We start from the raw sequence: 14,185 nt of genomic DNA on the forward strand, positions 1-14,185 counted from the left end.
GCCGTCAGGAACGCGGCTCGAGCCGGAACAGCCGGCCCTGCGCGCCGCGGGTGCCGTCTTCCAGCAGCCAGATCGTGCCGTCCGGGCCCTGCTCGACCTCGCGGATGCGCGTGCCCATGTCGAAGCGCTCGGCCTCGCGCGCGCGGTCACCGTCGAAGGCCACCCGCACCAGGCTCTGCGAGGACAGGCCGCCGATCAGGCCGCTGCCGGTCCAGCCCGGGTAACGGTCGCCGCTGTAGATGACGAAGCCGGCCGGCGAGATCACCGGCGTCCAGCTCACCACCGGCGCACGGTACTGCGGCTGGGTCGAGTGGTCCGGGATCGGCTTGCCGTCGTAGTGGTCGCCCTCGGAGACGATCGGATAGCCGTAGTTGACGCCCTTTTCGATCAGGTTGAGTTCGTCGCCGCCCTTCGGACCCATCTCGTGCACCCACAGCCGGCCATCGCCGTCGAAGGCGATGCCGAGCATGTTGCGGTGGCCCAGCGACCACACCTGGGCGGCGATCTCGCCCTGCCCGGCGAACGGGTTGTCCGGCGGCACGCTGCCGTCGTCGCGCAGGCGCACGATCTTGCCCATGTTCGAACCCATGTCCTGCGCCGGATCGAACTTCTGCCGCTCGCTGGAGGTGATCCACAGCATGCCGTCGCGGTCGAAGGCGATGCGGTGGCCGTAGTGGCCCTGGCCGGCGACCTTGGGGAACTGGCGCCAGATCACCTGCAGGTCCTCCAGCGCATTGGCCTCGAGGTCCAGGCGCGCACGCGCGACCGCGGCCCCGGCGGTGTCGCCCTCGCCCGGCTCGGCGAAGCTGAGGTAGACCCAGCCGTTCTCCGCGAACCGCGGATGCAGCACGACGTCGCCGAGCCCGCCCTGCCCGCCGTAGGCGACCTCGGGCACGCCGGCGACCTTCGTGCGCCCGCCGGTTTCCGTATCGACCACCAGCAGGCGCCCGGCCTTCTCGCTGACCAGCAGGCGGCCGTCGGGCAGGAAGGTCATCGCCCAGGGCTCCTCGAAACGCGCGACTTCCTGCTCGACGAAGGGCTTGGCGGCCGGCGCCGGCTGCGCCTGCACGGTGGTGGCGATGGCCAGCAGCAGGGCGGAAACGGAAGCGGTCAGGACGGAGGTGCGCATGGTGGGCATCCCGGAAGTTGAAGACGCACGGATGCTACCTGCTGCGGGTAAGCGCGTCGTGAGCGCGACGCGCGGCGCGCTCAGCGGCGTTCGCGCAGCCGGGCGAACGCGTCCAGCGCGTCCTGCCTGCCGGCGGCCAGCTCGACCTGCGGTCGCGACGGGTAATCCGGTGCGAAGCGGCGCAGCAGCTCCGGATGCTCCCACGGCGCGAAGCGCGTCGCGGCCGGCAGTGCCGCCAGTTCCGGCACCCAGCGCGCGATGTAGGCGCCGTCCGGATCGAAGCGGCGCGCCTGCAGCACCGGGTTGAACACGCGGAAGTACGGCGCCGCGTCCACGCCGGTGCCAGCGGTCCACTGCCAGCCCTGGGTGTTGTTGGCCAGGTCGGCGTCGACCAGCGTGTCCCAGAACCAGCGCGCGCCGTGTCGCCAGTGCACGCGCAGGTGCTTGGTGAGCCAGCTGGCGACGATCATGCGCACGCGGTTGTGCATCCAGCCGGTATGCCACAGCTCGCGCATGCCGGCGTCGATGATCGGCACGCCGGTGCGGCCGCGGCGCCACGCCTCCAGCCGCGCCGGCGATGGCGGCGCCCACTGGAAGCCGGCGAAGCGCGGGTCGAGGTCCTGGTCGGCCGCATGCGGATGGTGGTGCAGCACGTGGTGGGCGAACTCGCGCCAGCCCAGTTCGGCGAGGAAGCGTTCGCGCCCGGCCGGATCGCCACTGGTGGCCTCCAGCACCGCGCCGGCAACGCGCGCCACCGAGACCTCGCCGAAATGCAGGTGCGGCGACAGCCGCGAGGTGCCTTCCAGGTCGGCGCGGTCGCGCGCATCGGCGTAGCCGTCCAGCACCTGTGCGACGAACTTCGCCAGCGCCTGCCGCGCGCCGGCTTCGCCCGGAGTGAAGCGTTGCCAGAAGCCCGCGTCCCACGCCGGCCGTGGCGCCGCGATCACGCCATCGAGCTCGACCCCGTGCGGCGCGCCGGCCTCGTCCGGCGACGGCAGCCTTGCCGGTGCATCCCAGAGCCGCGGCGTGCGCCAGGCCGCGCGCGCCGCCTTCCAGAACGGCGTGTACACGCGGTACGGATCGCCCTGCTTCGTCGCCACGTCCCAGGGCTCGAACAGCAGCGCGCCGTTGAAGCTCTCCGCATGCAGGCGGGCTTCGCGCAACGCGCGCTTGATCCGCGCGTCGCGTTGTTCGACTGCCGGCTCGTAGCGGCGCGTCCACAGCACCGCCTCGGCGCCGGTGAGCGCGGCCAGCGCCTGCAGCGTGCCCAGGGTCGGGCCGTGCAGCAGGACCAGGCGCGAGCCGCGGCGCTCGAGTTCCGCCGCCAGCGCGGCCAGCGAGCGCCGCCGCCACGCTTCGGACGCGGCGCCCGGCGCCCATTCGCCTTCCTCGGCAGGCGCGTGGATGTAGACGGGGATCGGCAGCCAGCCACGGTCGAGCGCGGCACGCAGGGCCGGCTGGTCGTCCAGGCGCAGGTCGTCGCGGAACCAGACCAGGGCGGCCGCCATGCGCGTGCTCCGTTACCCGGCCTCGTATCCGGTCCCGCGGTTCTTGCCCTGCCACGGGCGGTACCACTCGCGCACCGCGGCCATGTCCGCCTCCATGTCGCCGGTGGTGTGGAACAGCGGGCCGAAGCCGATGATCCGTTCCGGGTAGTGGAAGTAAGTCATCAGCACTGGCACCTGCGCGCCGTCGGCGATCTTCCAGAAGCCGCGCTTCCATTCCTTGACCGGGCTGCGCGTGCCTTCCGGCGCGACCACGAACCACATCCGCTGGCTGTTGCGCACCAGTTCGGTGGCCTGCTCGACAATGCCCTGCGGACGGCTGCGGTCCACCGGGATCACGCCGAGCCGGTGCAGCACGATCGACAGCGGCCACCAGAACAGCTGGGCCTTGCCGAGCACGCGGATGTCCACCCCCAGCGCCATCTTCGCGGCCATGCCCCAGATCCCGTCCCAGTTGGACGAGTGCGGCGCGGCGATCACCACCAGTCGCGACACCGGCGGGATGGTGCCGACCACGCGCCAGCCGCCCAGGCGCAGCACGGTGCGGCCGAGCCAGCGGCTGAAACGGTAGCGCGGCGGCAGCTGCGGCATCTCCGCCGGGATTTCCGGCAGCAGGGAAACGTCTTCGCTCATGTCAGTCCCAGTTGCGCGTGCTGCGCCCGCGCTTGATCTCGGCGCGTTCGCGCTTGCCCTGCAGCCGGCGCTGCCTGGACGCGCGGGTCGGTTTGGTTTCGATGCGCCGCTTCGGCACGGCCAGGCCGGCGGCAATGAACGCGGCCAGCCGCTCGCGCGCGTCCTGGCGGTTGCGGTCCTGGGTGCGGAAGCGCTGCGCGTCGATCACCAGCACGCCGTCGTCGGTCAGCCGGCGGTCGCGGCGGGCGAGCAGGCGTTCGCGCAGCGGCTCCGGCAGCGAGGGCGAACCGGCGATGTCGAAACGCAGCTCGACCGCGCTGGAGACCTTGTTCACGTTCTGCCCGCCGGCGCCGCTGGCGCGCACGAAACGCTCGACGATCTCCGCTTCCGGGATCGCCAGCGTAGGGGTGACCTGGATGGCGTCCGCGGGCATGGCAGGATTGTACGGGAGCCGGGCGGCATCCCGCCGTGCCCGGCCCATGGCCAAGGAGGACCCATGCGCTACCGGAAAGTGATCGCCCTGACCCTCTCCCTGCTCCTGCCCGGCCTGGCCTGGGCCGCGCCGCCCAGCGAGGAGCAGATCGCACGGCTGCTGCAGCTCACCGATGCGCAACGCCAGACCGAAGCGATGTGGATACAAATGGAAGCGCAGATCCAGGCCATGGCGGAGAGCATGCTGCCGCCAGACGCGACGCCGGAGGAACACGCATCGGTGGCCCGCGCCCTCGAGACCACGCTGGGTCCCCTGCGAAGGCTGCTCACCTGGGAAAAGACACGCGCGCTCCACGTGGAGATGTACCAGAAGACCTACGAGGCCGAGGACGTGGAGGCGATCATCGCCTTCTACGAGACGCCGGCCGGGCAGCGCCTGCTGGAACGGCAGCCGCTGCTGATGCAGAACCTGATGGAGGCGAGCCAGAGGACGATCCAGCCGGAACTGGAGCGCCTCCGCGAAGAGATGGCCAGGTTCTCCGCCGAACGCCGCAGGCCCTAGCGCTCCGCGCTGGAGCCTGTCGCCGCCGGCAGGCTCCAGCCGAACAGCTCCATCGCCCTGGCGAACTCGCCGGATACCGGCGCCTCCACTTCCATCCGCGCGCCCGTCTGCGGATGCGGGAAACCCAGCCGCCAGGCGTGCAGCAGCATGCGGTGCACGCCGCGCATGCGGAACTCGCGGTTGTGCCGCCCGTCACCGTGGCTGGTGTCGCCGATGAGATGGTGCGAGGCGTGCTTGAGGTGGCGGCGGATCTGGCGGAAGCGGCCGGTCACCGGCTCGCATTCCAGCAGCGCGTAGCGCGAGGTCGGATGGCCGGCCGAAGGCACCGGCAGTTCGCCGGTGGCCAGGCGCCGGAAGCGGGTGACCGCCGGCTTCTTCTGCGGCTTGCCCGGGCCGCCATCCAGCGGATGGTCGATGGTGAACGCCTCCTCCGGCCAGCCGCGGCACACCGCCAGGTAGCGCTTGTCCAGCTGCTGGGCCATCACCGCCTTGCCCAGCGCCGAGGCGCTGTCGCGGTCGAAGGCCAGCAGCAGGCAGCCGCTGGTGGCGCGGTCCAGGCGATGGACCAGGAAGATCGGGCGGCCGAACTGCGCGCGCAGGCGGTCGGCGGCGAAGTCGGTCTCGTGGGCCGCCAGCACGCTGTCGTGCACCATCAACCCGGCGGGCTTGTCGACCACCGCCAGCCACGCGTCCTCGTACAGCACCAGCAACTGCATCCGTCCTGACTCCTGCATCGGTCCATCGCTTCTGCGACACTCCGGCGGCCGGCAGCATCGCCGGCAGCCCATTGGAGACCACGGATGATCCCCGGCAAGCCGATTCTCGCATTCGCGCTGGTCCTGGCACTGGCCGTGCCCGGCATGCAGGCGCATGCCCGGGCCGATGCGCCCGCCCTGCCCAAGGGCGTGGTCGCGGGCCCCAGCATCGAAGGCATCAGCGAATACACCCTGGCCAACGGCCTGCGCGTGCTGCTGTTCCCCGACCCGACCAAGCCGACGGTGACCGTCAACCTCACCTATGGCGTCGGCTCGGTGCACGAGGGCTACGGCCAGGCCGGCATGGCCCACCTGCTCGAGCACCTGCTGTTCAAGGGCACGCCCACCCACGCCGACATCAGCGGCGAGATGAAGCGCCGCGGCATCATCTTCAACGGCACCACTTCGTTCGACCGCACCAACTACCACGCCTCGTTCCCGGCCAACGACGACACCCTGGCCTGGGTGCTGGGCATGGAAGCGGACCGCATGGTCAATTCGAAGGTCGCCCGTTCCGACCTGGACAGCGAGATGACCGTGGTCCGCAACGAGCTGGAATCCGGCGAGAACAACCCGGCCGGCGTGCTGCTGCAGCGCGTGCGCTCGACCGCCTACCTGTGGCACAACTACGGCAACCCGCCGATCGGCGCGCGCTCGGACGTGGAAGGCCTGCGCATCGAGGAACTGCAGGCGTTCTACCGGACCTGGTACCGCCCGGACAACGCGACCCTGATCATCGCCGGGCGCGTCGATCCGGCCGCGACCCTGGCCAGGGTGCAGGCCGCGTTCGGCCAGGTGCGCAACCCGAAGACGCCGCTGCCGCGGTTCCCGACCATCGAGCCGGCGCAGGACGGCGAACGCACGGTGCTGGTGCGCCGCGTCGGCGACATGAACCTGGTCGCCACCGCCTACCACATCCCGGCGCGCACCCACGCCGACAGCGCCGCGCTGGAGGTGCTGGGCAACGTGCTAGGCCACAGCCCGGGCGGACGCCTGCATCGCGCGCTGGTGGATCCGCGCATCGCCGCCGGCGCGGGTGCCGGCGCCAGCGCTGGCGCCCAGCCAGGCCTGTTCACCGCGGTGGCGGTGCAGCCGCGCAGCGGCGACGCGGCGAAGATGGAAGAAATCCTGCTGGCCCAGCTGGAGCGGCTGGCCAGCGAACCGGTCACCGCCGAAGAGGTCGCGCAGGCGCAGCAGCGCCTCGCCAACGGCTTCGACCTGTACTTCACCAACGTCAACGCGGTGGGCGTGGGCCTGTCCGAGTACGTCGCCTCGGGCGACTGGCGGCTGCTGTTCACCCACCGCGACGCGATCGCCAGGGTCACCGCCGAAGACGTCAACCGCGTGGCCGCGCAGTACCTGCGCGCGAGCAACCGCACCCTCGGCCGCTTCATCCCCACCGACGAACCGGACCGCGTCGAGGTACCGGTGGCGCCGCCGGCGGCCAGCGTGGTCGCCGGCTACACCGGCCGCGCCGCGGTCGATGCCGGCGAGCATTTCGAGCCGACCCCGGAGAACATCGAGGCGCGCACCCGCCGCTTCACCATCGGCGAAGGCCTGAAGGTGGCGCTGCTGCCCAAGCGCACCCGCGGCGGCACGGTGGTGGTGGACGCCAACTTCCGCTTCGGCGACGTCGACAGCCTGACCGGCCGCGACGCGGCCGCCAGCCTGGCCGGTTCGATGCTGATGCGCGGCGCGCGCGACCTGAGCCGCGTGCAGATCGACCAGAAGCTGGAAGCGCTGCAGACCAGGGGTGGCGTCAGCGGCGGCCTGCAGGGCGCCGGGCTGTCGCTGCTGAGCCGGCGCGAGCAGCTGCCCGAGGCGCTGGCGCTGATGGCGAAGCTGCTGCGCGAACCGGCGTTCCCGGAGGACGAGTTCGAACAGCTGAAGCTGCAGGCGATCACCGGCGTGGAAGCCGCGCGCAAGGAGCCCGGCAGCCTGGTCTCGCAGGCGATGGCGCTGCACTTCGACCCGTGGCCGGCCGGCCATCCGCTGCGTGCGCGCAGCCTCGACGAGTCGCTGGCCCAGCTGCAGGCGCTGAAGCGCGAGGACCTGGTCGCCTTCCACCGCGACTTCTACGGCACCACGCAGGGCGAGATCGCCGTCGTCGGCGACTTCGACGCCGAGGCGATCGAAGCGCAGCTGCGCGAGCTGTTCGCCGGCTGGTCCAGCCCGAAGCCGTACGCGCCGATCGCGACCCGCTACCACGCGGTGGCGCCGGTCGAGTCGAAGCTGCCGGCCCCGGACAAGCCCAACGCGGTGTTCCTGGCCCGCCACAACATCGCCCTGCGCGTGACCGACGAGGACTATCCGGCGCTGGTCGTGGCCAACCGCATCTTCGGCGGCGGCGCGATGGCCTCGCGCCTGGGCGATCGCATCCGCCAGAAGGAAGGCCTCAGCTACGGCGTGGGCAGCTCGGTCAGCGCCGACGACAGCCTCGACGGCCAGGACGACGCCGGCAGCTTCGCCATCCAGGCCATCGCCGCGCCGCAGAACATGGACAAGGTGCAGAAGGCGGTGCGCGAGGAACTGGCGCGGCTGGTCGCCGAAGGCGTCACCGCCGGGGAGCTGCGCGACGCGGTCTCCGGCCTGCTGACCGAACGCGAGCAGGCGCGCGCCAGCGACAGCCGCATCGCCGGCATGCTGCAGGACCAGCTGTACTTCGGCCGGACCATGCAGTTCACCGCGGAGATGGACGGGAAGTACCGGGCGCTGACGGTCGAGCAGGTCAACGCGGCGATCCGCCGGCACCTGGATCCGGGCAAGCTGAGCGTGTTCGTGGCCGGCGACTTCGACGCGGCGGCGAAGGCCGCGGCAGCGGAGAAGACGGCCGGACCGGCCGCCACGCCGCAGGGTTGAGACGACGGTCTGCTCCATCGCCCGTGCGCTGGAGCAGACCGGATGCAGTAAAGGGAAGGCCGCCGTGGCGATGCCGCGGCGGCCTTCTGCTTTGCGGGGCCTGGCGCCTCAGCGCCGCGGCAACGCGGCCAGGATCGCCCACAGGCCACCGGCGCCGGCGATCCATGCCGACAGCGGCACGCCCAGCAGGCGCGGCCCGCCGGCTTCCAGCGCGTACAGCACCGCGGCCACCAGCAGCAGGCCGCTGCCGAGGATCGCGGCCACCGAGCGCCGTTGCATCGTCTTCAGCGTGCGCGCCATCTCCGCCAGCTCGCGCGAATGGATGTCGGTGCGGTGGCGGCCTTCGACCTGCTGTTCCAGCCAGGCGTGCACCTGCCGCGGCATGTCCGGGGCGCGGGTGATCAGTTCCGGCGCGCGCTTGCCGAACTCGCGCAGCAGCCGGCGCGGGCTGTAGCGCTCGCGCAGGATGCGCTCGAGCACCGGCTGCGCCACCGCCCAGATGTCCAGGCGCGGGTCGAGCAGGCGGCCGACGCCTTCGATGTTGAGCAGGGTCTTCTGCAGCAGGATCAGCTGCGGCTGCAGGGTCAGCTCGTAGCGCTGCGCGGTGCGGAACAGCTTGGCCAGCACCTCGCCCAGCGGCACCTCGCTCAGCGGGCGGGTGAAGTACGGTTCGCACACCGCGCGCGCCGCCGCTTCCAGCTCGTCGATGCGCACGGTGGCCGGCATCCAGCCCGCTTCCACGTGCAGCTCGGCGATGCGCCGGTAGTCCTTGTGGAAGATGGCCATGAAGTTCTCGGCCAGGTAGTACTGGTCCTGCGGCGAGAGCTGGCCGACGATGCCGAAATCCAGCACCACGAAGCGCGGATCGGCGCGGCGCGCCGGGTCGTCGTCGACCCAGATGTTGCCGGCGTGCGCATCGGCGTGGAAGAAGTTGTCGCGGAACACCTGGGTGTAGAACACCCGCACGCCCTTGGCCGCGAGCACCTTGCGGTCGATGCCGGCCGCGTCCAGCGCGGCGATGTCGTCGGAGGGAATGCCGCTGACCCGTTCCATGGTCAGCACCCGCTCGGCGGTGTGCGACCAGATCACCTCCGGCACGTACAGGTCCGGCGAGTCCTTCCACAGCCGGCGCATCACCGAGGCGTTGGCGCCCTCGCGCTGCAGGTCCAGCTCGGCGGCCAGCGTGCCTTCGATCTCGTCCACCACCAGCTGCGGACGGATCTTGTCGGCGTTGGGATGGGCGCGGTCGACCACCGAGGCCAGCGAGCGCAGCAGGGCGATGTCGGCGGCGATCTGCTTCTCGATGCCCGGGCGCAGCACCTTGACCACCACCTCGCGCCCGTCGCGCAAGCGCGCGGCGTGGACCTGGGCGATCGAGGCCGAGGCCAGCGGCACGGTGTCGAAGCGGGCGAACGCCGCCTCGACCGGCTCGCCGAGCGCATGTTCGACGATGCCGCGCGCGGCCTCGCCGTCGAACGGCGCGACCTGGTCCTGCAGCAGCGCCAGTTCCACCGCGATGTCGGCCGGCACCAGGTCGCGGCGGGTGGAAAGGATCTGCCCGAACTTGACGAAGATCGGGCCCAGTTCCTGCAGCGCCAGGCGCAGGCGGGCGCCGCGCGGCAGCGCGGCCACGCTGGCCGAGGCGCGCGGCACGAACGGCTTGCCCAGGCGCAGCCAGGGGCCGGCGGGGGTGTCGTCGAGCAATTCGTCCAGGCGGTAGCGCAGGACCACCCGGCCGATGCGCCAGGCGCGCAGCGCGGCCCTCATGGCGCCGGCTCCACGCGCGGCAGCCGCGCGATCCGCGCGGCCAGGCGCTCGACGTCGTCGCGCAGCGCGTCGACCTCGTCGTTGAACGCGGCCACCTCGTCGCGGGCGACCAGGTCGCGCGATTCCTCGGTGAGGTATTCGGCGCCGGAGCGGGCCACGCCGGCGGCGGTATCGCATGCACCGCGCAGCGCAGCGCCCGCGGCGTTGGCGATCTGCACGCCCAGCACCTCGCCGAAGGCGGCGACGAACGGCTGCTGCCAGTCAGGCTGGAAACGCGCGGCCAGCTGCTGCAGCCCGCGCGCCAGTTCGGCGTCGCCGGCCACGTGCAGGCGCCCCTTCGGCCGCGAGCGCGCATTGGCGAAGAACGGCAGTTGCGCCAGGAGTCCGCTCACCGTGCCGCGCACCGCCAGGTCCGCCTCGCGCAGCGGCGGGCCGACCTGCAGGTAGCCGCCGTGCACGGCGATGTCCAGCGCCAGCGGCGGCGCTTCCAGGGCCAGCGACACGCGCCGGCCATCCAGCCGGGACAGGGCATCGCGGGTATCCGGATCCAGCGCGAGCGCGCGGTTCAACGCCGCTTCCAGGGCGCGTCCGGCCAGCGGCTTGAGGGCATCTAGGGGCGTGGGCATGCGCGCATTCTACCGGCCCGGGCGGGGCCGGCGCCGGTCGCCGGCACAAAGAGAAGCGGGCGGGAACTCCGTCCCGCCCGCTTCGATGGCTTCCCTTCCCTGCCGCCCGCAGGCATCCCGGTTGCGGGCGGCTACAGCTCCAGGACGTTGGCTGCTAGACCTTGCGGCCGCGCAGCAGCGAGATGGCACCCAGGACCAGGAAGACGACGAACAGGATCCAGGCGATATTGGTGGCCGCGCCGGCGATGCCGCTGAAGCCCAGCAGCGCGGCGATGACGGCGATGACGAAGAAAACGACGGCGTAATGCAGCATGGGGGCATCCCTCGGTGAACGCCTCTCTGGGGCGGGTGCGAGGATGTTGCTTGCTGCCCGGTCGTGATCAGGTGACGGCGGCGCGCTCCCGCCATGCAGCCTTCAGCCTCGTGAGCCCCTCGTCAAAGGACACCTTCGGCACGTAGCCGAAATCGCGCCGCGCCGGTTCCATGCTGTACCAGTGCGCGGTGCTGAGCTGCTCGGCGAGGAAGCGTGTCATTGGCGGTTCGCCGCGCAGGCGCAGCAGTGGCCACAGCTTCTCGCAGGCCGCGCCGATGCGGTACGCGGCCTTGAACGAAAGATGCTTCCGCACCGGCGGCGCGCCGGCGGCGGCCAGCAGCAGGTTGAGGATCTCGCGGATCGGCTTCGGTTCGCCGTTGGAGATGAAGTACGCGCGCCCGGCGCAGGCGGCGCCCGGCGCGAGATGCTCGAACGCGTCGAAGTGCGCCTGCGCGGCGTTGTCGATGTAGGTGGTGTCGACCAGGTTGTTGCCGCTGCCGACGATGCGCAGGCGGCCGGCGTGCGAACGCTCGACCAGGCGCGGCAGGATCTGCTGGTCGCCCGGGCCCCAGATCAGGCGCGGGCGCAGCGCGACCACCGCCAGGCGGGCGTCGTTCGCCGCCAGCACTTCCTGTTCGGCGATCGCCTTGGTCGCCGCATAAGGCGCCTGGAAATCCTCGCCATAGGGCACCTCGTCCGCGCCCAGCCCTTCCACCGGATGGGTGGCGCGATGGGTGACGCTGGGCGTGGAGGTATAGACCAGGCGGCCGATGCCGTGTTCGCGGCAGGCCGCAAGCACGTTGCGCGTGCCGACCACGTTGGCCTGGTAGTAGCTGTCGTAGCTGCCCCAGGCGCCGGCCTTGGCGGCGTTGTGGAACACCGCGTCCATGCCGGCGGCCGCATGCATCACCGCGTGCGCGTCGGCAAGGTCGCCGCGCACCTGGCCCACGCCTATCGCCGCCAGTTCCGGCGAATGCCGGCGCTGGAAACTCACCACTTCGTGGCCGCGCTCGCGCAGGCCGCGGCACAGCGCTTGGCCGAGGAAGCCGCCGCCGCCGGTGACCAGGATCCTCATGCGTTGTCAGCTCCAGTACGGGTGGCGGCCCAGGCGGCCAGCTTCTCGCGGCCGATCTTGGCGTTGTGGCGGATGTCGACCGGGAAGCGCGGATGGCACAGGAACCGGTCGATGCGCGCGGCGGCGGCGTGGGGTTTGCCCAGCGCGCGCAGCTCGCGCTCGATGCGCGCGAACTCGCTTGCCGGCACGCCGTCGGCCAGCTCCACGCACAGCACCGGCAGCTGGCGTCCGACCTCGCCGACGCCGACCAGCGCGGTGCGGCGCACCTGCGGATGCACGTTGAACACCGGCTCGACCTGTTCGGTGTAGAGCGGGCCGTCGGCCGCTTCCACGCGCTGGGTCTTGCGTCCGCAGAACCACAGCCGGCCTTCGCCGTCGAAGTAGCCGACGTCGCCCATGCGATGGACGATGCGTTCGCGACCGTCGGCCAGGGTCTCGCGGATCTTCGCCGCGCGCGTGGCCGCCTCGCGGTTGAAATAGCTGTCGGTGGCGGTGGGGCCGGCGACGGTGATCTCGCCGACCTGGCCGGCGGGCAGTTCGCGCACGCCGCTCCAGTCGTCGATCGGCGCATCGTCGATGGCGATGATCCGGACCTGGTTCGGCGGCACCGGCCGGCCGACGCAGGTGCCGGCGCCGGCCTCGGTGGCCGCACGCGTCTCCTGCAGCTCGCGGCCTTCGATCACCGCCACCGGCAGGCATTCGGTGGCACCGTACGGCGTCCAGAACTGCGCCTGTTCCGGCAGCAGCGCGCGGATCTTCCCGACCACTTCCGGCGGCACGGGGGCGCCGGCCGAGGTCACCCGGCGCAGCGTCGGCAGCGGCTGGCCGTACTCGGCCAGCACCCGCATCAGCGCCGGCGAGCCGAACAGCTGGCTCACCCCGAAGCGGCGGATGGCGTCGTGCAGGCGCACCGGATCGGCCTGCGCCGGGCGCGTGGGATCCATGTCCGGGATCACCGAGGTCAGGCCCAGCGCCGGGTCGAACAGCGCGAACGGCGGGAATGTCGGCAGGTCGACGCCGCCCGGTTCGATGCCGAAGGCCTCGCGCATCATCGCGATCTGCGCGACGAAGTGGCGGTGGCGGTAGACCACGCCCTTGGGCACGCCGGTCGAGCCGCTGGTGAACAGGATCGCGGCCACGTCGTCCGGCGCGGTGTCGGCCAGCTGCGGCCCGGCGCCGGCGCCGGCGCGTTCGACCTTCGCCAGCGTGGTCCCGCCCCAGCCCCAGCGGCGGCCGACGGTGACCAGCCGGTCCGCCGACTTCGCCCAGCCCAGCAGGCGCCGCGCCAGGTGCGCCAGCGGGATGCCGATGAAGGCTTCGGCCCTGGCCTCGTCCAGGCACTGCTTCAGCGCGCGCCTGTCGATGCCCGGGTCGACCAGCACCGGCACGGCACCGGCCTTGAACAGGGCGAACATCAGCAGGAAGAACTCCGGCGACGGCCGCACCATCACCACGGTGCGCACGCCGCGGCCGATGCCCTGCTTCGCCAGGCCGGCGGCGATGGCGTCGCTGCGCGCATCCAGGGCGGCGTAGTCCAGGACCACGTCGTAGGCGGCCGGGCCGTTGCCGGCGCTGCGGCGGCCGGGGCAGCGGATCGCGGGCTGGTTCGGGCGTTCGGCGGCCAGCCGCGGCAGGGCGGCGGCGATGTTGCAGGGAGTGGAAGGCATGCGGGGATTATCGCCGATGGGGCCGGGTAGCCGGTCCGTGACGCGGCATGGGCTCCGCGAACCCGACGTCGTGGCCGGGCAAGCGGAGCGCACCGCCGCAGCAGCGGGGCGCTGGCGAGGCATCCGCGTCGCCACGCGTTGCGGATCTATTGCCGGACGACTCCCGGCCCGCCTGCGGCGCAAGTACGACTGGGCGCGGCGGAATGTCCGGATCCGGCCTCCGGCCTTGGCCGGGCTACATGGCTGCCGGCGCACCCAGGAACAGGCGGTGCGGAACGGGCGGCGGCGCGCGCGCCCACCCGGATGCGGCCTCCGGCCTTGGCCGGGCTACCAGGGAAAGCGCCGGTACGGGCCCTGGCGTCTACAACGCACCCCGCGGATACGGCAGAATCGCCAGCCATTCCCCGCTCCGCCGCGCAAGGCCCGGCCCCCCCCCATGCATCCCTGCCTCACCTGTGGCGCCTGCTGCACCCAGTACCGCGTCGCCTTCCACTGGATGGAATCGGACGAGTTCACCGCAGGCGGGGTCCCGGCGCACCTGACCGAACGGGTGGATGCGCACCGCCTGTGCATGCAGGGCACCTACGCACCGCCGATCCGCTGCGTGGCGCTTGACGCGGAGATCGGCGTGTATTCGCGCTGCAGCATCCATCCGAACCGGCCCTCGGTGTGCCGCGAGGTGGATGCATCCTGGGAATTCGGCGCGGCCAGCTCGCAGTGCGATCGCGCCCGCATCGCCCACGGCCTGCCGCCGCTGACCGCCGCCGACTGGCGCTGGCGCGAAGCCGACAACGACGACGACCATCCGGACGACAGCGGCAACAGCCCGTCGTCGCCGCCGGTCACGCCGATCGCGGCGTGA

Annotated in this window: 13 protein-coding genes; 3 read left to right on the forward strand and 10 right to left on the reverse strand. The window is 72.1% G+C overall.

The annotated features are described in order from the left end of the window. Window positions 1-4: 4 nt before the first annotated feature. From M503_RS0106995 to arfB, 4 genes are all read right to left on the reverse strand, one after another. The gene (locus M503_RS0106995) at window positions 5-1,129 is read right to left on the reverse strand and encodes a PQQ-dependent sugar dehydrogenase (RefSeq protein WP_028919542.1); all 1,125 of its coding nucleotides are present in this window, start codon (window positions 1,127-1,129) and stop codon (window positions 5-7) included. Between the two features lie 80 nt (window positions 1,130-1,209). Beyond that, the gene (locus M503_RS0107000) at window positions 1,210-2,637 is read right to left on the reverse strand and encodes a cryptochrome/photolyase family protein (RefSeq protein ID WP_028919541.1); all 1,428 of its coding nucleotides are present in this window, start codon (window positions 2,635-2,637) and stop codon (window positions 1,210-1,212) included. Between the two features lie 12 nt (window positions 2,638-2,649). Continuing rightward, window positions 2,650-3,267, reverse strand: coding sequence for a lysophospholipid acyltransferase family protein (locus M503_RS0107005; protein ID WP_028919540.1), 618 nt, complete (start codon window positions 3,265-3,267; stop codon window positions 2,650-2,652). 1 nt (window position 3,268) lies between these two features. Then, window positions 3,269-3,700 carry an alternative ribosome rescue aminoacyl-tRNA hydrolase ArfB gene (arfB, locus tag M503_RS0107010; RefSeq protein ID WP_028919539.1) on the reverse strand — a complete coding sequence of 144 codons (432 nt, stop codon included), beginning with the start codon at window positions 3,698-3,700 and terminating at the stop codon, window positions 3,269-3,271. Between the two features lie 63 nt (window positions 3,701-3,763). On the opposite strand from arfB, the gene M503_RS0107015 reads away from it, so the two are divergent. Beyond that, the gene (locus M503_RS0107015) at window positions 3,764-4,261 is read left to right on the forward strand and encodes a DUF2059 domain-containing protein (RefSeq protein ID WP_028919538.1); all 498 of its coding nucleotides are present in this window, start codon (window positions 3,764-3,766) and stop codon (window positions 4,259-4,261) included. Here M503_RS0107015 and M503_RS0107020 read toward each other — a convergent pair. Next, window positions 4,258-4,995, reverse strand: coding sequence for a pseudouridine synthase (locus M503_RS0107020; RefSeq protein ID WP_028919537.1), 738 nt, complete (start codon window positions 4,993-4,995; stop codon window positions 4,258-4,260). The genes M503_RS0107015 and M503_RS0107020 overlap by 4 nt on opposite strands. 66 nt (window positions 4,996-5,061) lie before the next feature. On the opposite strand from M503_RS0107020, the gene M503_RS0107025 reads away from it, so the two are divergent. After that, window positions 5,062-7,875: a M16 family metallopeptidase gene (locus M503_RS0107025; protein ID WP_028919536.1), complete on the forward strand. Its 2,814-nt coding sequence runs from the start codon at window positions 5,062-5,064 to the stop codon at window positions 7,873-7,875. 108 nt (window positions 7,876-7,983) lie between these two features. Here the strand turns inward: M503_RS0107025 and ubiB are convergent, their stop codons facing one another. The 5 genes from ubiB to oleC all read right to left on the reverse strand — a co-directional run bounded on the left by ubiB (window position 7,984) and on the right by oleC (window position 13,323). Continuing rightward, complete coding sequence (gene ubiB, locus M503_RS0107030; RefSeq protein WP_028919535.1) at window positions 7,984-9,642, reverse strand: ubiquinone biosynthesis regulatory protein kinase UbiB; 1,659 nt, start codon at window positions 9,640-9,642, stop codon at window positions 7,984-7,986. Beyond that, complete coding sequence (locus M503_RS0107035; protein WP_028919534.1) at window positions 9,639-10,268, reverse strand: ubiquinone biosynthesis accessory factor UbiJ; 630 nt, start codon at window positions 10,266-10,268, stop codon at window positions 9,639-9,641. Before M503_RS0107035 ends, ubiB begins: the two co-directional genes overlap by 4 nt. Before the next feature lie 154 nt (window positions 10,269-10,422). After that, on the reverse strand, window positions 10,423-10,581 hold the full coding sequence (locus M503_RS17055; RefSeq protein ID WP_024868921.1) for a DUF1328 domain-containing protein: 159 nt from the start codon (window positions 10,579-10,581) through the stop codon (window positions 10,423-10,425). Between the two features lie 67 nt (window positions 10,582-10,648). After that, window positions 10,649-11,656 (reverse strand): 2-alkyl-3-oxoalkanoate reductase, encoded by a 1,008-nt coding sequence (oleD, locus tag M503_RS0107045; RefSeq protein WP_028919533.1) that lies wholly within the window; start codon window positions 11,654-11,656, stop codon window positions 10,649-10,651. Continuing rightward, a complete protein-coding gene (oleC, locus tag M503_RS0107050; protein WP_037060779.1) occupies window positions 11,653-13,323 on the reverse strand; it encodes an olefin beta-lactone synthetase in 1,671 nt (556 codons plus the stop codon). Before oleC ends, oleD begins: the two co-directional genes overlap by 4 nt. 436 nt (window positions 13,324-13,759) lie before the next feature. On the opposite strand from oleC, the gene M503_RS0107055 reads away from it, so the two are divergent. Further along, window positions 13,760-14,185, forward strand: coding sequence for a YkgJ family cysteine cluster protein (locus tag M503_RS0107055; protein WP_028919531.1), 426 nt, complete (start codon window positions 13,760-13,762; stop codon window positions 14,183-14,185).

The organism is Pseudoxanthomonas suwonensis J47 (genome assembly GCF_000513955.1).
In the GTDB taxonomy this organism is placed as follows: Bacteria; Pseudomonadota; Gammaproteobacteria; order Xanthomonadales; family Xanthomonadaceae; genus Pseudoxanthomonas; species Pseudoxanthomonas suwonensis_C.